Source organism: Roseibium sp. (genome assembly GCF_965229775.1).
Classification (GTDB): Bacteria; Pseudomonadota; Alphaproteobacteria; order Rhizobiales; family Stappiaceae; genus Roseibium.
Genome location: NZ_OZ245929.1, coordinates 1,226,262 through 1,245,868, shown reverse-complemented (window position 1 = coordinate 1,245,868; position 19,607 = coordinate 1,226,262). Strand labels below are relative to the sequence as shown.

Below are 19,607 nucleotides of genomic sequence, written 5' to 3'. Positions count from 1 at the left end.
GTTTGCAGTTCAGGAGGCTAATTCGTTGACTTTTCCCGCACCCCTTCTGGAAGGCTATGGCCGCTACCTGAGCAAGGGCTTCGTCCGCTACAAGGAAACGCATGAGCGCCTTGCGGTCTACGGTCAGAAACCAGACGTCCTGGTGATTTCCTGCTGCGACAGCCGCGTCACGCCGGAAGGTATCTTTCACGCCGGTCCGGGGGAACTGTTCGTCATCCGCAACGTTGCCAATCTCGTGCCGCCCTATGAGGAAACCGAGGGCCAGCACGGCACAAGCGCGGCGATCGAGTTTGCGGTCAACGGCCTGAAGGTCGGGCATATCGTCGTCATGGGGCACGGCCAGTGCGGCGGGGTGAAGGCGTTCCGCGAACACGCCAACGAGCCGATGGCCACCGGTGAGTTCATCGGCCGCTGGATCAAGCTTCTGGAGCCGGCCGCAATCGCCATGGCCTGCATGCCGATCGACAAGGCCGACGATCCGCAGCTTGCAATGGAATATGCCGGGATCCGGCATTCGCTCAAGAACCTGCTCACCTTTCCGTTCATCGAAAGGGCAGTCGCGGATGGCGGCCTGCTGCTGCACGGCGCCTGGTTCGACATCGGCTCCGGAGAGCTTCGGCTGATGGATCCAGAAACCGAAAGATTTGACGCCGCCCTGCCGGACGCGCTGCCCGCCGGCAGCTGACGATCGACGGGAGTGTTCAATGCAGATTGACCCGGGCCACATTGTTCCGGGGCCGGACGCTCAGCCGGAGATATCACGCCGGGCGAGGTCGGCCAGATAGGCAGAGCGGGTCAGACCGCGATCTTTCGCGGTCGTGTCGATCGCGTCGATCAATCCGGCGTCCATCGTGACGTTAACCCGCTGGCTGCGACCGGTCAGCATGACAAAAGGCACGGCGACCAGGAAAGCGCCAGTGGCGAGCTCTTTCGCTACTTCCGCGTCTGCCATGATGTTCGACAGACTACGAGCCTCGGGCACGAGTTCGCCTTCAAGGTGAAGGGCAAGAGCTTCGGTTGCATTGCGGCTCAGATCGTCCAGTTCATCGGCTGCGGAAAAACAGCCGGGTACGTCTGGAAACTGGATGCCATAGGCGCTGCCCTCGTCCTGGTGAACCAGCGCAAAAAAGAGTTTCATTTCATTCTCCCTTCAAAGCCAGCCAGCTTGCTTGTAGATGGAACGCACCGTCCCGATAGGCAGGTCCTTCTTTGGATGTGGCACGGTAACTATCCGTGCGCCTTTCCGGAATTTGTGATGCGAGCCAACGACCTTGACCAATTCAAAGCCGTCCGTTTCCAGCTTTTTGATGATCTTGCGGCTGTTGGTTTCCATCTCTGTTCTCTCAGTCAATGCGTATATAAATACGCATGGCCATGATGTTCTGCAAGCAAGTAATGCGCACTATTATGCGCATGTTGTTTACACCTTGATCTTGCCGCTATGAACAAGGGATGCCCTGCGAAATGCGCATCTGGAGATGTGCGGCGACATTGAAACCTTTGCCGGGAAACTGACTTTCGCGTGGCTCGCGGAGCCGATGACTGAGGGTCTTCTCTAACGCAAACTGACAGAGCGTGAGGTGATCTACGTCCAGCTTGCGACCGGATCGCCAAGCGCGGCGCGGTCGACGGTCAATCCGAGGCCGGGTGCATCCGGTGCAAGCACACCGCCATTCGCGATGGGCGCGTCGAATTCCGCGAGCTGCCTTGTGACCATGTCGCGGCAGTCGAGAATGCATCTGAGGTGTCTTTCCGGAACCGTCTGACCGAGATGCGCGATCGCGGCAAACGCGATCGTGGAGCCGACCGTATCCTGGACGCTGAGCGTCAGGCCCGCCGCCCTGGCCATGTCTCTCTGGCGCCGGCCGGGCGTAAGGCCGCCCGCCTTGGAAATCTTGAGGCCGATGCCGTCGCAGGCATCCAGCGCGATGGCCTGGGCAAGGTCCGCATCGGCCTGCATGAGTTCGTCGAGCATGATCGGGACCCGGCAGCGGGTGCGGAGCGACAGTGTTTCGCGCCAGGTCGCACAAGGCGCTTCCAGCACAAAGTCGAGACCGGCCGGCAGGAGGGTCAGCAGCCTGAGTGCAGTTTCCGGTGTGAGGCCACCGTTCGCATCTACCAGAAAGAACTCGCCCGCTTGCCGGTCCGCCAGCGACGCCTCGATCCGCGCCGCATCCAGCGCAGGTCCGCCGTCGCTGTCCAGGGCACCTATCTTGACCGAGTGCCCGAGATATCCCCGTTCACGATGCCTCGAAACGTTCCGCCGCATCTTTTCCGGCGTATCGGCCGGGATCGACGATATCACCGGCATGCGTTGACAAGTGGAGCCGCCCAATAGCATCCAGCAGGGCATGTCCGCAGCCTTGCCGAGAATGTCCCAGGCGGCGACATCAAGCGCGGTCTTCGCGTGAAGGTGACCGGCAAGAGCTTCGTCCATGGCGTCGTAGAGCCGCTCCACCTGCCTCGAATCCCTGCCTATGAGGTGCGGGGCGATCTCGGCAATGCCGGCACGCACACCCTGGGCGTGAGCGGCGATATAGCTTGATCCGAACGGCGTGCTTTCGCCCCAGCCTTCCAGGCCGCAGGCGGTTTCCATGCGCACGATGCTGGCATCGAAAACCTGAAATTCGCGTTCGCCCGAAAGCGTGTAGGTGCCGCCGGCATAGGGCAGGTCCGCCTGATAGAGGTCGATACGTTCGATTTTCATCACTGCCCCGGGTCTGCGAAAGGGTGCGCCGGATGCAGGCGCAATTTCCGGAATGACGTCAGGCCGGTATCTTCTGAAGATGGGGGTAGCTGTCAACAAAACGGCCGTATTTGTGCGCGCCGCAGGTCACGGCTTCGTAGCGGGCCGGATTGTCCGCGTCGATGCAGGAGGCGAGTGGCGCGAATTCGGCGTCGTAGTCGGCGTCGATGAAAAACGGGATGGAATAGCGTTCGCGCCCGCTGGTGTTGACCACGCGGTGCAGGTTGGCGAGGTAGCGGTCGTTGGTCAGCCGCTGCAGCAGATCGCCGATATTGATGACGAACGTTCCCGGGATCGGCGTGCCCTCGACCCATTGCCCGTCCCGGTTCAGGACCTGCAGGCCGCCGACATCGTCCTGCGCCAGGATCGTCAGATTGCCGTAGTCCGTATGCGCGCCGATGCCGATGATGCTTTCATCGACGATGCCGGTCTGCGGCGGGTAATGCAGGAGACGCTGAATGCTGATCGGCTTCTTCAGCTTGGCCTCGAAGTAGTCGGGGGCAAGATCGAGGCTCCGCGCGATCCCGGACAGGATCGTCATGGAAAGGCGCTTCATCTCTTCGTGGTAGTGGTAGACCGCCGCGCGAAAGCCCGGCAGCCGTGTTTCGTCCGGCCAGAGGTTCGGCCCGAAGAAAGGGCAGTCCGGTTCTGATTCAGGACCGAGGTCGAAACACTCCTTCAGGTCCCTGGTCTTTTCCGGGTCGGTGTTTTCGCCGAAGGGTTCGATATAGCCGCGTAGTGTCTGACCTGAGCGGGATACGTGCAGGGCCATCTTTTCGGCTTCCGGCAAATCGAAAAAGGCCCTGGTCTGGTCAAAGGCGTTTTCGACCACCTCGTCGGCGATGCCGTGGTTTTTCACGTACATGAAACCGGCATTGGCGAGCGCCCAGTTGATCTCGCCGGCAACCTTGTCCGGGTCGCTGCCGTCCAGAAGAGGCGCGAGATCGACAACCGGTATCTTGTCGAAGGACTGGCGTTTGGCATGCAAGGCATCGTCGAGCTTGGCTATCTGGTCGTTCGGCATCTGGTTTCCTGACGGGTCACGCGTGAGCTTCGTCATGGTTTTCCGGGAATGCCCTTCCTGGCAACGTCAAAAATTTTTCCTCTGGCTTAGAAAAAGTAATGCAATAGAGGCGGCCAAGTCATACGATGAAACCACTTTGAATAGGCTCTGCATGAGGTCGATTTGCCAAAACGCCCCTATGACCTGCCGCCGTTGAATGCGCTTTTGAGCTTCGAGGCCGCTGCGCGCCATGTCAGTTTCAAGGCCGCCGCAGCCGAGTTGAACGTTACGCCGGCCGCTGTCAGCCACCAGGTGAAATCGCTTGAACAGGACCTCAAATGCGCGCTTTTCCACCGGCACCACAGGGGCGTGGAACTGACGGAGATCGGCGCCTATCTGTTCGTCGCGCTTCAACGGGGTTTTGAGGAAATCGGCGATGCGCTCGACCAGTTGCGCGCCAGGGTCTCAAGAGCGTCGGTAACCGTGGGTGCCACCACCGCGATGAGCGCGCTCTGGCTGACGCCGCGCCTTGCGCAGTTCTGGAAGTCACACCCGCACATTTCCGTCTCGCAGATTGTCAGCGACACCGGCCAGGGCGGCGGCGACTGCGACCTGAGCATTCACTATGGGGACATGTCGCAGGAAACGGGATCGTGCCGGGCGCTGTTCCACGACCGGATCTCTGCTTTGGGAAGTCCGCGCTTTGCCGAACAGAACCGGATGGAAACGATCGAGGATCTTGCCGCGCTTCCGCTGATCCACCTGGATTCGGCGGGGACCGACTGGACGGACTGGCAGGACTGGTTTGCCGCGCTCGGATATCGCGGTGCGTTGCGCAACGCGCATCGGGTGAACAACTATGTCATCGCCCTGCAGGCGGCACAGGACGACATGGGCGCGGTTCTGGGCTGGGAGGGACTGACCCGCTCCTTCGTGGAAAGCGGCAGGCTGGAGAAGCTGCTGCCTGAAACGGTGTCGTCGCCGCGCGTCTATTTCGTCAAGCTGCATCCGCACGCCTCCGAACAGGCAAAGCTCGTGTTCAAGTGGCTGGCCGACGTCTCCGGCGATTGAAAAATCAAAAAAAACACGGGGGCGAAACGCCCCCGTGCAGGATTTGTCCTAAAAGATATCTTCAGGCAGCAGCCACGTTGCGCAGGAATGTTTCGACTTCCTGCTTCAGTTCCTCCGTGCGCGCGTTGAGCATCTCGGAGGCATCCAGAACCGATTGTGACGATTCGGACGTCTCGTTGACGGTGCCCGATAGTTCGGACATGCGCGAGGAAACGAAGGTCGTTCCTTCGGCGGCTTTCTGCGCGTTCTGGGAAATCTCCCCGGTCGCGGAGCCCTGCTCGTTCACTGCGGCGGCAATGGTGCTGGTGTAGGAGTTGACCTCCTCCATGATCGTGGTGATTTCCGCAATCGCGCTGACGGATTCCTTGGTGGCGTCCTGGATTGCCGTGATCTGCGCACCGATTTCTTCCGTTGCCTTCGAGGTTTGCGTGGCCAGTTCCTTCACCTCCGCGGCGACAACCGCGAAGCCCTTGCCGGCCTCGCCGGCGCGGGCTGCCTCAATGGTCGCATTGAGCGCCAGCAGGTTGGTCTGTTCGGCGATGGCCTGAATGAGGGTGACGACCTCACCGATCTTGGAGGCGGACGACGCCAGTCCCTCGACCTTCTCGTTGGTGACGCGCGTGCCTTCGGTTGCGCGGCTCACGACTTCCGTCGTTTGTGCGACCTGACGCGAGATTTCACCGATGGAGGCCGACAGTTCTTCCGCGGCACTTGCAACGGTCTGCACGCTCGAGGTCGCGTCGTCCGCCGAATTGAGGGTCTCGATCGCTCCGGATGCGCTCTGGCCGGACAGGTCGGACAACCGGCCGGCGGTGCCGCCGAGGTCTTGGACGGTGTCGTTGACCGAGCTCAGCACGTTCGAAACGTTGTTGCGGAAATCCTCGATCAGGGTCTGCACCGTGTTCTGGCGATCGAGCGTGGCGGAGTCGTTTTCACGCTGCTGCGCTGCAAGCGAGATGCGTTCCGCTGCCCGGTTCTTCAGCCCGTTGACCGCCTGCGCAAGCATGCCGATCTGGTCTGTCCGCTCCTTGAACGGAACTTCGCCGTCGAGATTGTCCTGCGCGATCTGCGACGTGATTTCGGCAAGCGCGGTGACCGGGCGCAGCTGCCGGCGGATCGCGAAGATCAGTAGCAGCACGGAAATGATGACCACGGGCAGCGCCAGCATGGTGTAGTCGCCCATCAGCTCCCAGACATTGGCTTCCACCGCGGCTTTCTCGACCCCGGCATAAAGAATGCCGGTGATATTGCCCTGAGGGTCGAAGATCGGCTTGTAGACGGTGAAATAATCCTTGCCGAGAATCGTCGCCTGTCCGTGGAAGGTCTTGCCGCTCATGATCACCGGATAGACCGCGCCGTTCTTGCCGAGCGGGGTCCCGACGGCCCGCTTGCCGTCGCCCTTGATGATGTTGGTGGTCTTGCGCCAGAAATCCTTGTTTGCAGGATCCCACTGGAAAACGGTCGCGGTTTCGCCGGTCATCCGGCCGATCGAATCGATCATGCTGTGATCGTCGTTGAAAACGGGGAATTCCGCGAGCTCGATCCGCGTCACGTTACCGGTGTCGGTCCAGGTGACGTCGGCCCCCTCCACGCGGTCCTGAAAGATCGTCGCGGCCACCCTCAGGTTCACGTCCTGCTTGGTGATTGCCGCGGTCTGCGCCTGGCCGAGGGCGACCTGATACAGGATGAACCCGACAACGAACATGGAGATTGTCAGGACACCGGCCGAAACGATGGCCAGCGTCGACGTGACGCTCAGTCGAGCGAATAGATTTTTCATGGAATACCCCTTTTGCCTCTCCTAAGGGGATCTACGGAATTAAAGTAAATTTTGAGCAAACGTATTCAGCGATGAGTCATGAATTTCAACGGCCTGTGGAAAAAGCACAGGTCGACTTTCATGGATGCGTCATCGTTAAAAATACTGACTATGAAAACGAAAAAATGAGAGAAGTCTGCTTCTGCGAAATTGCGCTAAAACGCAAACAGCAGGGCGCTGCCGGCGACGACCAGAAGCGCTCCCGCCCAGGCGCCAAGCGCCGGGAATTCACCGGTCCGCCACCACATCATCGGCAGCATGACCGCGGGTGTCGTCGCTGAAAGCGTCGCGATGATGCCGACCTCGCCACCGGACAGCGCAAACAGGATCAGTGTCATCCCGATGCCCATTCCAAGGAGGCCGGAGAGCGCGATGATACCGACGATCGGAACCGTGAAGCGGCCCGCGGGCTTCACCCAGCTGAAGGGAAGCCGCGTGAGAACCACCAGGCAGAAGGCAGCGACACCGACCCGGATACTTGAAGCCGCCACCGGGTCCGCACCGGTTTCCATGACAGGCCGGGCGATGAGTGAGCCGACCGACTGCGATAGCGCGGCGGCGAATCCCAGGGCGACGCCGATCCAGACAGGTCCCTTGATGCTTTCCCACTTGTGCAGCTGGGACTTGCGTTTACCGAAGCGGATCGCGAGCAGGACGCCGGCAAAGATGGTCACGATCCCGATGGATTGCATGCCCGTCAGGGTCTCATCGAGAACCAGCCAGCCGAGGATCGCGGAGAGCGGCGCATTCAGGGAAAACAGCATTGCGGTCCGGCGCGGACCCATCCGGTTCAGCGTCAGGAAGAGGGCGGTATCTCCTGCGAAGATGCCGATGAAACCGGACAGAACCAATGGTGCGAGGTGCTCGCCGCCGATCGTGTCCCAACCGCCCGCGAACACGACCCAGATGCACAGCATCAGTGTCACCATGACCATGCGGGTGCAATTGAAGGCGATCGCGCCAAGATGCTGCGCAGGGCCTGCCGAGAGCAGCCCGGTCAGCGCCCACAATGCTGCCGCTCCAAGCGCGGCGGCTTCGTAGAGATACATGACGGAATTTTCGGAAAGGGTGGATCAGGCGGGCGCCGGACGGCGCCCGCCAAAGGGGATCACGCGGCGGCTTTTTTCGGAGTGATCAGGCCGCGGTTCACGAGGACTTCGGCAATCTGGATGGTGTTGAGTGCCGCGCCCTTGCGCAGGTTGTCGGAGACGACCCAGATGTTCAGGCCGTTTTCGACGGTCGCATCTTCGCGGATGCGCGAGATGTAAGTCGCGTCCTCGCCGGCAGCCTCGTACGGCGTCATGTAGCCGCCGTCTTCATGCTTGTCGATCACGAGGCAGCCCGGCGCTTCCCGCAGGATGCTGCGTGCCTCCTCGGCGGAAATCTCGTTTTCGAACTCGATGTTGACGCTTTCGGAGTGGCCGATAAAGACCGGAACGCGGACAGCCGTGCAGGTGACCTTGATGCTCGGGTCGAGCATCTTCTTGGTTTCCGCCAGAACTTTCCATTCCTCCTTGGTGTAGCCGTCTTCCATGAAGACGTCGCAGTGAGGAATGACGTTGAAGGCGATCCGCTTCGGATACTTGTTCGGCTCGATCGGGTCGTTGACGAAGACGGCGCGGGTCTGATTGAACAGTTCTTCCATCGCCTCCTTGCCGGTGCCGGACACGGCCTGGTAGGTCGACACGACGATCCGCTTGATCTTCGCATGCTCGTGAAGCGGCTTCAGCGCCACGACCAATTGCGCCGTCGAGCAGTTCGGATTGGCAATGATGTTCTTCTTGGTGAAGCCGGTGATGGCATCGGCATTCACTTCGGGAACGATCAGCGGCACGTCGGCGTCGTAACGCCAGGCCGAGGAATTGTCGATCACGACACAGCCCTTGGCGGCAATCCTCGGCGCCCATTCCTTGGAAACGGAACCGCCGGCGGACATCAGGCAGATATCCGTGTCGGAGAAGTCGAAATTCTCCATCGCCTGAACCTTCAGCGTCTTGTCGCCAAAGGACACTTCCGTGCCCTGGGAACGGCGTGAGGCGAGGGCGACAACGTCATCGGCCGGAAAGCCGCGCTCTTCCAGGATATCCAGCAGTTCCCGGCCAACATTGCCCGTGGCGCCTGCAATTGCGATCTTGAAACCCATTTTCGGTCTAGTCCTTGTCCGTCTCCCCGCTTCACCGGCTGCCCGGAAGAAGGCTGGCCGGCTCTCGGCGCCTCCCATCCCCGGGGAGGCGGGATGAGCGGCACCGTCAAGCGGTGGTCTTGGTTGTATTTGTTGTGCGTTTGAAAGCGGTTACGGCAGCCGAACGGGTCTCGCCGCGCAGGAAAGTTGCGCTGGCAAGTGCCTTGGACATCATATCCAGAATGTCGGCGCGGAGCCGGTTCATCGGGTGCTCGCAATCGTCAAAACTTGAGACGGCGGTGTTTTTGCCCGGAAATCAGGCGAAGTCAACACGCAAACCTGCGAATCGGAAAGAGAATGGTCGATTTGTTGCCCAAACGCCGAGATTGTCGCTGACGGGTCAGCTTTCGAACAGTTTGCCGGGGCCGGCTCCTGCTGTTTTCAGAGCCGACAGCTTCATCATGTGCCAGGCAAGGGCCAGGTTCGAGCTGATCACCGGCTTGCCCAGTCTTTGTTCACACGCGTCAATGACCGGAAAGGTGCGCAAGTTGGTGCAGGAGGCGAACACTGCCTCCACTTCGGGGTCTCCTCCGACTGCCTGAACGGCCTGCTCAACAGACTGCGGTGTGATCCGGGCGACCGTTGCCTCCCCGGACTGTCCGAACGATCCCACTCTGACCGGATCCAGGCCCGCTTTCCGCAGCAGATCAACGACGGCTTCCGAGACTTCGGCAATATAGGGTGTCACAACGCCGACCCTGGTCACGCCGAGATGCTTCAGCGCCGCGACGACCGCCACGGCCGGATTGGTGACGCGGGCGTGCGGATGCGCCTTGCGGATAGCCGTTTCGACCGCCTCGGAGCCGATCACCGTCGACGCGGAGGTGCAGGCGTAACCGATCACGTCGAGAGGCCGGTTTCCCGGAAGCAGGGCAGCCGTGTCCGTGAGGCTCGCCTTCATGCGCATCAGCGTTTCCTCGTTGACCTCCGGATCGCTCGGGATTCGCGAGTGGTAGAGCACCACGTCATCAAGATCGAAGAGCGGGCGGAATTCCTTTTCGATGGTCTCGTCGGCCTGAAGCACGATCAGGCCGAGCGCCGCCCTTGAGCCCATGCCTTCGTCGCATTCAAATTGCAGTTCCAAGGTGCTCCTCCCGGTGTGCTTGCTCTAGGGTCCGTACCCTAAATGACCGGTATTTCCTTCGGTGCGGGCGTGCTGAGAAACTCGGGCGGCCCGTCCCGCACGACGATGTTTTCTTCATGCACCATCATCTTTCCGTTCCCGAGGTCAATGCTCGGCTCCAGTGTCATGACCATGTTTTCCTGCAGTCCGGTCGTATCAAAGCCCGTGACGGAGGGCATTTCGGTCAGTTGCATGCCGAGGCCGTGGCCCAGTCTGCCGACATCGCCGTCGTCCTGGTCGAGAACGGCAGTCATGGCGCTGAAAAGATCCGCACAGGTCCTGCCTGGCCGGGCGACGGCCGCGGCCGCCTCGACGGCCAGAACAAGTTTTTCATGCGCGACACGGACCGCATCTGTTGCGACGCCGAACGCGAAATTGCGGTCGAAATCGCAGAAATAACCGTTTTTCGTCGCGCCTGTGTCCAGCATGAGGACGTCGCCCTTTTCAAGTTGCTGGTCCGTCGGCGGCGAAATGACGTCACCGTAGCCGCCCTGTCCCGCGCCTCCGACAAGGTAGGGGACGTCATCGGCGCCTTGACGCAGCAGTTCGATCCGGAAGGTGCGAAAGACCTCTTTCAGTGTTTGCCCTTCCTGAAAAAGTCTTGCGGCGTTTGCAAATCCGGCCGACCCGATCCCGCAGATCTGCCGCAGCAGCGCGATCTCGCGTTCGGATTTCACCATGCGAAGCCGCAGCATCAGATCGGAGGCATCAACGAATTCCAGATGTGAAAGGCGGGTGGTCAGTTCCCGGAAGTCGCGAAGCGGCATGCGCAACGTGCTCTCACGGCCCATCGGCATGCCGACCCTGCTGAACCGCGACAGACAGTCCGCCAAAAGTGAAATGCCGTCGTCGGTTGGATGCGGAGCAGCAAAGGTTCGGATATCGTCGATCCAGGTCGCGGCCATCAGGTGGGCGCCGATCTGGGGGATGATGGCAATCGGTTTTCCAGATACCGGCACGACAAGAAACCACGGGCGTGTCGGGCTCTGCCAGAACAGCGTCCGGAAACCGGTGAAGTACCGCAGCTCTGCCTCGGTGGTGAAGAAGAGCGCGTCGAGCTCCGCTGACCGCATCGCGCGCTGTGCACGCGTCAGTCTTTCTTCGAACTCCGTTTCCGGAAAATCCGGTTCAGCCATGTTCCGGGCCTTCCGAAAGATAACAGAGCACCCGCGACTGCGCGGTCAGACCCAGGTCCTCGAATTTGCCCCTGGCGTGATGAAGCGCAGCGATCCCGGCTGCGCCGGACGGCGTGGTGGCGAGGTCATGGTCTTTCAGCCAGGTCACGGTCCCGTCTGCTTCTTCATCCGTGATCGTGGCGAAGGTGTTCGCCTCACGGGCCAGAAACTTGAGAGCGAGGTGGGATGGCTCCTTGCAATCGAGGCGGCCCATGTTCGAGACCGGGCCGGGGGCAACAACCGGTCTGCCGGCGGCAATGCTCGCCTGAAGGGCAGGGGCTGCTTCCGGCTCCACGACGATGATGGTGACCTCGTTTCCCCAACTCGTGCGCGCACTCGAGGCGCAGCCGGCGGCCAGGCCTCCGACGCCTGCCTGCAGAAACACGTGGGTCGGCGGTTCCGGGATCTGTTCCTCGATCTCCGCACCCATGATCAGATACCCTTCCATAACGTCCCTGCCGGGTGCCGTCATGTCCGGCCACGTGCTGTCGGAGAGGAGCTGCCAGCCGTTCGCGCTTGCCTGCCGTTCGGCCTCGGCCATGCTGTCTTCATAGATCGCGCCGGCACGGACAACCTGCGCACCCCGGTCCCTCAACCGGTCCGCAAAAGCCTCTGGAACCGTCTCGGAGACGAAGACGACCGCCGACGCGCCGAAGATCCGGGCCCCTTCGGCGAGCGACAGACCGTGATTGCCCGCGCTGGCGCAGACGAATGTTGTGCCATTGAGTGCAGACTCCGGATCCTTTGCTGCGCCTGCCTCGATTTTTGCGAAGGCCTGCTTGGCGATCGCATAGGCGGCGCCAAGCGCCTTGAAACTGCCGAGACCCAGGCGGTTGCGTTCGTCCTTGATATAAAGAGCTTCAATCCCGAGTTCCGCAGCGCGCGCCGGCAGATCCAGCAGCGGAGACGGCGTCACACCGGTCACGTCCGTAAAAAAGTTCCGCGCCGGACCCAATGATCGCGAAATGTCACCTGAAGCGATTTCCGGTGTTGTGTCCAGGCCATTGCCGAACCATGCATTCGCCAGTGTTTTCATGCAGTTTCTTTCTCCGTCCGTCAGCGCAGATCAGCAGGTCGGACAACCGAACACAAGAGCACCCTGCGAAATGACGCAATCTGAACAATCGGGGTCCGGTTGCGTCAGCGAATTTGTCTCTTGCATCACACCGAGACATCAAGATATCATGAATTATGGATATAAATGATGCATTGGGCGCGTTTGGTGCGCTGAGCCAGAAAACGCGCCTTGATGTGTTCCGGCTCCTGATCAACGCAGGTCCGGAGGGCATGAGTGCGGGAGACGTCGGAGAAGTCCTCGGTGTTCGCCAGAACACCATGTCGACCAATCTGTCCATTCTCCTGCAGGCCGGGCTGATTCGAAACGAGCGCGACGGGCGTTCGATCCGTTATTTCGCGGATCTGGATGGAACGAAGGATCTGCTGACTTTCCTCATGGCCGATTGTTGCGGCGGCCACCCCGAGCTGTGTGCCCAGGTGATGGAAACGGTCGTGTGCCGGAAGTAATCGCGTATTTCGGGAGATTTTGATGTCCAGCGAAACCTACAATGTCCTGTTTCTCTGCACCGGCAATTCGGCGCGTTCGATCATTGCGGAGGCGATCCTGAATCGGGACGGACGCGGCCGTTTCAAGGCGTTCTCAGCCGGGTCGCACCCTGCCGGTCACGTGCATCCGGAAGCATTGGCGCTCTTGAAGAAGCTGAATTTCAAGACTGAGGATTTCAGGTCAAAGGACTGGTCCGAATTTGCAGATCCGGCTGCACCGGTCATGGATTTCGTCTTCACCGTCTGTGACAATGCCGCCAAGGAAACCTGCCCCGTCTGGCCCGGGCAGCCGATGTCCGCGCATTGGGGCGTTCCGGATCCGGCTTCCGTCAATGGCAACGAATCCGAAAAGCGGCTGGCGTTCAGTGACACGTTCCGCATGCTGAACAATCGCATCTCGATCTTCATCAACCTGCCGCTGTCGTCGCTCGACAAGCTGTCACTGCAGGAACGGCTCGACGAAATCGGCAGCAAGGCCCCGGCCTGATTTTTTCTTCAGGCGGGCGCCTTGGCTTCCGGTTGCGGGCGGAGCGTGAGCACCGCCAGAACGAAGGCGATAAGGGCGCAGGCTGCGACCGCACCGACCAGGGGCAATGCCGTCCGGTCGAAGAACGGGCTGCAGATCAGGATCATCACCCCGCCGGCAACCATCTGGAACGTCCCGCCGAGGGACGACGCCATGCCCGCATGTTCGCCGTGTTCTTCGAGCGCCATGACCATCGTCGGCGCGATGACAAGACCGAGGCAGGAGTTTCCAAGGAAGAACATCGCCATCAGCACCGGAAGGTCATCGAAGCCCAGCCAGACAAGTGCAAACAGGCTCGACGTCGCCAGGGCGAAGCCGCAGACGGCCCAGAAGGCGACGCGGCCCATGCGGTATTTCTGGCCAAGGCCGGCCGCGAACTGGGACGCGGCGAAGAATCCAACAGCGTTGACGGCGAAGACGAGCGAGAACTCCGTCGGGGAGAGGGCATACTGCGTCATGTAGACGAGCGGCGCGGAGGCGATGAAGACGAAGAAGCTCGCCAGGGCGAAGCCACCGATCATCGTCAGGCCCATGAACCTGAAGTCTTTCATCAGAAAGATGGAGCTGCGCAGGAGCGCCGCGGGATTGACCGGCACCCGCCTGTCATGCGGCAGCGTCTCGGGAAGGCGCAGGGCGGTGAGGATCATCGCGGCCAGGGCGATCAGGCCGAGCGCACCGAAGATCATGCGCCAGCTGGCCACGGAGATGATCATGCTTCCGGTCAGGGGGGCCAGGAGCGGGGAGATGCTGATCACCAGCATCACCAGCGCCATCAGCCGCGTCGCTTCCGTTCCCGTATGCAGATCCCGCACGACGGCACGCACGATCACCATCGGCGCTGCCGCTCCGAGAGCCTGGACGAAACGCCCGAGCGTGAGTATGGAGATGTCGGTTGCCATCGCGCAGATGACCGATCCGGCGATGAAGACCGTCAGTCCGACGAAGATCGGCGGCCTGCGGCCCATCCAGTCCGCGATCGGGCCGTAGATGAGTTGCGCCAGGCCGAAGGCGATGAAATAGACGGTGAACGTCATGTGGGCGCCCGCGTCGTCCGTCCCGAGATCGCTGACGATCTGCGGCGTCGCGGGAAGGTAGAGGTCTATGGCGAACGGGCCGACGGCTGCCAGCAGCCCCAGAACAAGGGCGGCACGGACGAATCCGATCTGCATGTGAGTTATCCGAGATTGAATTGCGCGCAATCGGCGCAAGAAATTTTGCGTGATGCAACGTGAGAGAATTGTCGGGTCTTGTCCAGTTAATTCTGACGTTCGGGCACTCTATCGCGCGCATAATTTATGCGCGTGCGTGTCATCGAACCTTCATGCAACTGTCACCGTTTCTGTAATGTCGCCGACTAGCTTGCGCCCACCTCACACCAAAAAAACTGGGAGCTAGTGCAATGTCAGACCCTCGCGGACGTTTCCTGAAGGGCGTCAGCCTTGCCATTCTGGCCGGTCTTGGAACCGTGTCGGCGGCGCAGGCGGACTACTTCGAACGGATCAACACCTATCCGGTCTACAAGACCCTGCCGGACGGCGCCGACACGGCAACAGAGACCGTCGCGGAAATCATCTACGCGTCCAAGGACGGCCGCACGCTGGCCTTCACCGACAGCCCGGGCGATGCGATCGTGTTCGTCAATGCCGGCAATCCCTTGAACATTCAGCCCATGGCACGGGTCGATCTGGGCGGTGAGCCGACATCCGTTGCCGTCGGCGAAAAAGCCGCCTACGCAGGTGTCAACACCAGCGAGGACTACGTGAATCCGGCCGGTCATCTGGCCGCGATAGCGCTCGAAGGCATGGGCATCACGGCAACATGCGATGCCAAGGGCCAGCCTGACAGCGTCGCCATTTCGCCGGATGGCAAATTTGTGGCGATCGCGATCGAAAACGAGCGCGACGAGGATCTCAACGACGGTGTCATTCCGCAAATGCCGGCCGGACATCTTGCAATCTTCGATCTCGACGAGAATGGCGCGCCGACGAACTGCGATGCAGTCCGCATCGTCGATCTGACGGGCCTTGCCGAGGTTGCGCCGACCGATCCGGAGCCGGAGTTCGTTTCCATCAACTCCGCGAACCAGGCCGTTGTTACGCTGCAGGAAAACAATCACCTGGCCATCGTCGACCTTGCATCCGGCGATGTCGTTGCCCATTTCTCCGCCGGCGCAGCGTCTGCGGAAAACATCCCGGTGTCGAAGGCACGCATGAGCGACGCGTCCGGCAACAACGAGAATGTCGCACGCGAACCGGATGCGGTCGCCTGGATCGACAATGAGCGCTTCGTCACCGCCAATGAAGGCGACTACGAAGGAGGCTCGCGCGGCTTCACGATCTGGAACACGAAAGGCGAGGTCCTGTTCGACAGCGGCAACCAAATGGAACATCTCGGCATGTCGCACGGCCATTATCCGGCGAAGCGCGCCGCCAAGAAAGGCACCGAACCGGAAGGTGTTGCCGTCGGTACCTTTGGCGGTGACACGCTGATCTTCGTCAACTCCGAACGCGGCAATTTCGTTGCGGTCTACAAGGATACCGGGGGAGAGCCTGAATTCGTCCAGTTCCTGCCGACCCATGTCGGCCCGGAAGGCCTGCTGGCGATCCCGAACCGGGACCTGTTCATCGTTGCCAATGAGGTCGACAGCGCAGAGGACAATGTCCGCTCGCATCTCTCGCTCTACAAGTTCGGTGCCGATGCACCGTCCTATCCGTCCATCGTTTCAGGCGTCGACCCGGAAAAGGGTGCGCCGATCGGCTGGGGCGCGATCTCCGCACTTGCGGCAGATCCATCGGATGCGAACACGCTCTACGCCGTCAGCGACAGCTTCTACGACGATGCCCGGATCTACACCCTGGACATCGCGTCGACACCGGCGCAGATCACGTCCTACGTGACCGTCACCGGTTTCGACCAGGAAAAGCTGGACCTGGAAGGCATCTCGGTTGCCAGGGACGGCGGTTTCTGGCTCGCCTCTGAAGGCCATCCGAAAAACGAGCGCGAGCATCTCCTTCTCAAGGTCGGTACCGATGGTGCGATCCAGGAGCAGATCACCCTGCCGCAGAGCCTCATCGACCAGGCGAAACGGTTCTCGTTCGAAGGTGTGGCCGAGTTCGAGATGAACGGCCAGACCCTTGTTGCTGTCGCCGTGCAGCGGGAATGGAACGACGATCCGAAGGGCCACACCAAGATCGGCATCTACAATCCCGCAGACGCGTCCTGGGGCTTCGTCCACTATCCGCTCGACGCGCCGAGGAGCGCAGCCGGCGGTTGGGTCGGTCTTTCCGAGATCGTTTCCATGGGCGGCGGCGACTTCGCCGTTCTGGAGCGGGACAACAAGGGCGGCGAGGATGCGGCGATCAAGCAGATCACCGTGATCTCCCTGAAGGATGTCGTTCCTGCCGCGCACGGCGAAACCCTGCCGGTGCTGAAGAAGCGCTACGCGATGGACATTCTGCCGGCCATGGCTGAAGGCAAGGGCTGGATCCTCGACAAGCCCGAGGGCCTTGCCATCACCGCCGACGGTCACTTGATCCTGGTGACCGACAATGACGGCGTCGATGACGCTCCGGGCGAAACGCAACTCTTCAACCTCGGCCCGGCATCGCGGCTGAACTAGTCAGGGCTTTTCTGCTCCTTCCTTGAAGAACCCGGCTGCCGCGGCAGCCGGGTTTTTTAGCGTTGCTGAGCCTCACGCTGCCCGGATTTCCTCTCCCGCGGGATGAAGTCTCCTCGCTTCCCCAATTTCCCTCTCCCGCCGGGAGAGGGTCAGGGTGAGGGGGGAACGTCTCAGGAGGGCTGATGGCTCTGATCCCTCACCCGGCCCTTCAGGCCGACCTCTCCCACGGGGAGAGGTGACTTGGCTTGCGGCTGGTCAGGTGCAGGACGTGCATTCCTCGTTATTGCGGAATGAAAAGGTGATCCAGCGGGGACCTTCGTTCGCCGCCCCGGCCTTGAGCCGGGGCCTCCTGCCAGTCGCTGCAAAGGTCCCGGATCAGGTCCGGGACGGCGCGGGTAGATGGTCTCAACTCTGAAGACCGGCGCGGGCGGGGTGAGAGTCTCCCCGCTTCCCCGGTTTCCCGCTCCCGTGGGGAGAGGGTCAGGGTGAGGGGGCGAACGTCTCAGGAGGGCTGATGGCTCTGATCCCTCACCCGGCCCTGCGGGCCGACCTCTCCCACGGGGAGAGGTGACTTGGCTTGTGGCTGGTGAAATGCCTGATGCACATCCCTCATTGCGAAGGAAACGGTGATCCAGCGGGCCCTTCGTTCGCCGCCCCGGCCTTGAGCCGGGGCCTCCTGCCAGTCGCTGCGAAGGTCCCGGATCAGGTCCGGGACGGCGCAAATACGTGGTCTCAACCCTGAGGGTCAGCGCTGGCGGGTTGAAAGTCTCTGGGCTTGCCGCCGCGCCTGTTCTTGCCGTTCTTGTTGCCGTTTCGAATTTGTTGGTAATTTCGGACTAGGTTTTCTCTCAATGCGTTCCAGCGCGATTCGGGAGACCTCCTTTGACCATCCGCAAGCGGCTATTTCTTCTGGTAGTTGTGCTGACAGTGCCGATCGTTTCATGCGCCGGCTGGATCATTCTGTCAGCCTACAAGGACCTGGCGCGCGATGGCGCGAAACTCGCAAGCCTGCCTGCGCTGCAAACGCTGTGGAACGAGGCCGTCCTGCGGGATTCGGAAGCCTTGCCCGGCAGCGTGCTGGCCGCGTATCCGGAATGTGCACCTGAAAAGCCTTCGGATTCCAGTTCCGGAAGACTGGGACAGGCGCACAGGGTCAACCTGTGCATAGGCGAAAAATCCGGTGTCACCGCCAACAGGTCCCAGGAGACCAATTTCCTTGCCGGTCTGGTTGCCGGTCAGCTTTCCGATCTTGTGGTGCGGACCAGCGCTCTCGTACGCAATGGTGAAAGGGTCACCGGCAAATCGGAGCTCAGTCATGCCGACACCATGTCGGTGCTGGTCGGAGCCGGCCAGTTCAAGGTGCTTGCAGACACGATCAGCGCTGCGACCCGCGCGGACCAGGGCGCCTTGACATCAAGCGAGGATACGCCGTTCAGCACGGCGGCCAAGGCCTACCGGCAGGCAAACGGCAAGTTTCAGGGCGAAATGGCGCGCGTGGCCAAACAGGTCGGCCAGGGGGCCGACGGAACACAAATCGATCTGTCACCGCTGCGCGCGCGTTTCGGCGAATTCCTTGCCGCGATTGACGGCTTGCAACAGGTCAGCAAGACGGAACTCACATCCAGGCTGGAGACGATGGTCGGGCAATCGAAGCTGCGCATGTGGGGTGTTGCCATTGCTCTCGGGGTCGTCTTCCTGCTCGCGTTTGGCGTCGCCTGGCACTTCAGCAAGTCCATTCTTTACTGCATCCACGCGCTCAACAGCGGGATCCGGAATCTGGCCGACTCGGACGGGCTCGACAAGGAGTTGCCGTTTGCCTACGGCCATACGGAGATTTCGGATATCGCCCGCGCTGTCGGCTACTATCGTGACCGGACGATCGAGCTGACGGAGGAACGCCAGCGTCTGGAAGGGCAGGCCGCGGCGGAACGCCAGCAACGGGTCGAAACGCTCATCGAAGGTTTCAGGACCCGCATGACCGATCTCCTGTCGGAAGTGAACGATGCGCTCGCCGACATGCAACACACGTCCGGAACGCTGGAGGACGTGGCCCAGAACGCCGACCAGCGGGCACGCGACACGGCCGCCGCGTCTTCCGGTGCGTCGCAGAATGTCGATGCGGTCGCAGAGGCGACCGAAGTGCTGGCGAATGACATAACCGCGATCAGCCGGCAGGCGCAGGATGCAACGGATCTCGCGCAGGCCGCGAACCAGAATGCGACCGCGGCGAACGCGGAAATCGAAAGCCTTTCGGAAATTTCGAAGTCGATCGGCGAGATCGTGTCACTGATCAACGCGATTGCGGACCAGACCAATCTCCTGGCGCTCAATGCGACCATCGAAGCAGCGCGCGCAGGTGACGCCGGCAAGGGTTTTGAAGTGGTCGCTGGCGAGGTCAAGACTCTCGCCGGGCAAACCGCTTCGGCAACGGAACAGATCACCGGCCAGGTCGCGCTGGTTCAGGAGCGCACGGATCGCGTCGTCGAGGCGATCGAGAAGATCATCGCCGATATCGGCGATGTCACGAACTGCACCACGCAGATCGCGGGCGATCTGGAAAGCAAGCGGCAGTCGACGGACGCGATCAAGGGCAATGTTCTTGAAGCGGCGGACCAGACACGGTCGGTCGTCGGCGACATGGCGCAGGTGGAGCAGATCGCCCAGCAGTCGAGCTCTGCGGCCGCTGAAATGGAGAGCCGGACCAGCGATGTGGTAAAACGGACCGAAGATCTGCGCAACGAGATCAGGGACTTCCTAAATGACGTGGCGGCGGCTTAACC

At 61.2% G+C, this 19,607-nt stretch carries 17 protein-coding genes; 6 read left to right on the top strand and 11 right to left on the bottom strand.

Going from position 1 to position 19,607, the window contains the following annotated elements; translation table 11 throughout:
* Positions 1 to 25: 25 nt before the first annotated feature.
* A complete protein-coding gene (locus ACO07N_RS05445) occupies positions 26 to 685 on the top strand; it encodes a carbonic anhydrase (RefSeq protein WP_421980050.1) in 660 nt (219 codons plus the stop codon).
* A 60-nt stretch (positions 686 to 745) separates the two neighbouring features.
* On the opposite strand, the gene ACO07N_RS05440 is transcribed toward ACO07N_RS05445, so the two are convergent.
* The 4 genes from ACO07N_RS05440 to ACO07N_RS05425 all read right to left on the bottom strand — a co-directional run bounded on the left by ACO07N_RS05440 (position 746) and on the right by ACO07N_RS05425 (position 3,806).
* Complete coding sequence (locus ACO07N_RS05440) at positions 746 to 1,138, bottom strand: type II toxin-antitoxin system HicB family antitoxin (protein ID WP_421980049.1); 393 nt, start codon at positions 1,136 to 1,138, stop codon at positions 746 to 748.
* 12 nt (positions 1,139 to 1,150) lie between these two features.
* Positions 1,151 to 1,333 carry a type II toxin-antitoxin system HicA family toxin gene (locus ACO07N_RS05435; protein WP_421980048.1) on the bottom strand — a complete coding sequence of 61 codons (183 nt, stop codon included), beginning with the start codon at positions 1,331 to 1,333 and terminating at the stop codon, positions 1,151 to 1,153.
* Positions 1,334 to 1,585: 252 nt separating this feature from the next.
* Positions 1,586 to 2,707 carry a mandelate racemase/muconate lactonizing enzyme family protein gene (locus ACO07N_RS05430; RefSeq protein WP_421980047.1) on the bottom strand — a complete coding sequence of 374 codons (1,122 nt, stop codon included), beginning with the start codon at positions 2,705 to 2,707 and terminating at the stop codon, positions 1,586 to 1,588.
* 58 nt (positions 2,708 to 2,765) lie between these two features.
* Positions 2,766 to 3,806 (bottom strand): isopenicillin N synthase family dioxygenase, encoded by a 1,041-nt coding sequence (locus ACO07N_RS05425; protein ID WP_421980046.1) that lies wholly within the window; start codon positions 3,804 to 3,806, stop codon positions 2,766 to 2,768.
* A 126-nt stretch (positions 3,807 to 3,932) separates the two neighbouring features.
* On the opposite strand from ACO07N_RS05425, the gene ACO07N_RS05420 reads away from it, so the two are divergent.
* Positions 3,933 to 4,820, top strand: a complete 888-nt coding sequence (locus ACO07N_RS05420; RefSeq protein ID WP_421980045.1) for a LysR substrate-binding domain-containing protein — start codon at positions 3,933 to 3,935, stop codon at positions 4,818 to 4,820.
* 61 nt (positions 4,821 to 4,881) lie between these two features.
* Here ACO07N_RS05420 and ACO07N_RS05415 read toward each other — a convergent pair whose 3' ends face one another.
* The 6 genes from ACO07N_RS05415 to ACO07N_RS05390 all read right to left on the bottom strand — a co-directional run bounded on the left by ACO07N_RS05415 (position 4,882) and on the right by ACO07N_RS05390 (position 12,155).
* A complete protein-coding gene (locus tag ACO07N_RS05415; RefSeq protein WP_421980044.1) occupies positions 4,882 to 6,600 on the bottom strand; it encodes a methyl-accepting chemotaxis protein in 1,719 nt (572 codons plus the stop codon).
* Between the two features lie 194 nt (positions 6,601 to 6,794).
* Positions 6,795 to 7,688, bottom strand: coding sequence for a DMT family transporter (locus tag ACO07N_RS05410; protein ID WP_421980043.1), 894 nt, complete (start codon positions 7,686 to 7,688; stop codon positions 6,795 to 6,797).
* A 59-nt stretch (positions 7,689 to 7,747) separates the two neighbouring features.
* On the bottom strand, positions 7,748 to 8,782 hold the full coding sequence (locus ACO07N_RS05405; RefSeq protein ID WP_421980042.1) for an aspartate-semialdehyde dehydrogenase: 1,035 nt from the start codon (positions 8,780 to 8,782) through the stop codon (positions 7,748 to 7,750).
* 379 nt (positions 8,783 to 9,161) lie between these two features.
* Positions 9,162 to 9,905 carry a maleate cis-trans isomerase family protein gene (locus tag ACO07N_RS05400; protein ID WP_421980041.1) on the bottom strand — a complete coding sequence of 248 codons (744 nt, stop codon included), beginning with the start codon at positions 9,903 to 9,905 and terminating at the stop codon, positions 9,162 to 9,164.
* Positions 9,906 to 9,943: 38 nt separating this feature from the next.
* Complete coding sequence (locus ACO07N_RS05395) at positions 9,944 to 11,080, bottom strand: M24 family metallopeptidase (RefSeq protein WP_421980040.1); 1,137 nt, start codon at positions 11,078 to 11,080, stop codon at positions 9,944 to 9,946.
* The gene (locus tag ACO07N_RS05390; protein WP_421980039.1) at positions 11,073 to 12,155 is read right to left on the bottom strand and encodes a pyridoxal-phosphate dependent enzyme; all 1,083 of its coding nucleotides are present in this window, start codon (positions 12,153 to 12,155) and stop codon (positions 11,073 to 11,075) included. The genes ACO07N_RS05395 and ACO07N_RS05390 overlap by 8 nt, the downstream gene beginning before the upstream one ends.
* 155 nt (positions 12,156 to 12,310) lie before the next feature.
* On the opposite strand from ACO07N_RS05390, the gene ACO07N_RS05385 reads away from it, so the two are divergent.
* Together ACO07N_RS05385 and ACO07N_RS05380 are read left to right on the top strand one after the other, a co-directional pair.
* Positions 12,311 to 12,643, top strand: coding sequence for an ArsR/SmtB family transcription factor (locus tag ACO07N_RS05385; protein WP_421980038.1), 333 nt, complete (start codon positions 12,311 to 12,313; stop codon positions 12,641 to 12,643).
* Between the two features lie 22 nt (positions 12,644 to 12,665).
* The gene (locus tag ACO07N_RS05380; protein ID WP_421980037.1) at positions 12,666 to 13,169 is read left to right on the top strand and encodes an arsenate reductase ArsC; all 504 of its coding nucleotides are present in this window, start codon (positions 12,666 to 12,668) and stop codon (positions 13,167 to 13,169) included.
* An 8-nt stretch (positions 13,170 to 13,177) separates the two neighbouring features.
* On the opposite strand, the gene ACO07N_RS05375 is transcribed toward ACO07N_RS05380, so the two are convergent.
* Entirely contained in the window at positions 13,178 to 14,377 is a 1,200-nt protein-coding gene (locus ACO07N_RS05375; RefSeq protein ID WP_421980036.1) for a multidrug effflux MFS transporter, read from the bottom strand.
* Between the two features lie 230 nt (positions 14,378 to 14,607).
* On the opposite strand from ACO07N_RS05375, the gene ACO07N_RS05370 reads away from it, so the two are divergent.
* Both ACO07N_RS05370 and ACO07N_RS05365 read left to right on the top strand, forming a co-directional pair.
* Positions 14,608 to 16,827 carry an esterase-like activity of phytase family protein gene (locus tag ACO07N_RS05370; protein ID WP_421980035.1) on the top strand — a complete coding sequence of 740 codons (2,220 nt, stop codon included), beginning with the start codon at positions 14,608 to 14,610 and terminating at the stop codon, positions 16,825 to 16,827.
* 882 nt (positions 16,828 to 17,709) lie between these two features.
* Positions 17,710 to 19,605, top strand: a complete 1,896-nt coding sequence (locus ACO07N_RS05365) for a methyl-accepting chemotaxis protein (RefSeq protein ID WP_421980034.1) — start codon at positions 17,710 to 17,712, stop codon at positions 19,603 to 19,605.
* The last annotated feature ends 2 nt before the right edge of the window (positions 19,606 to 19,607 follow it).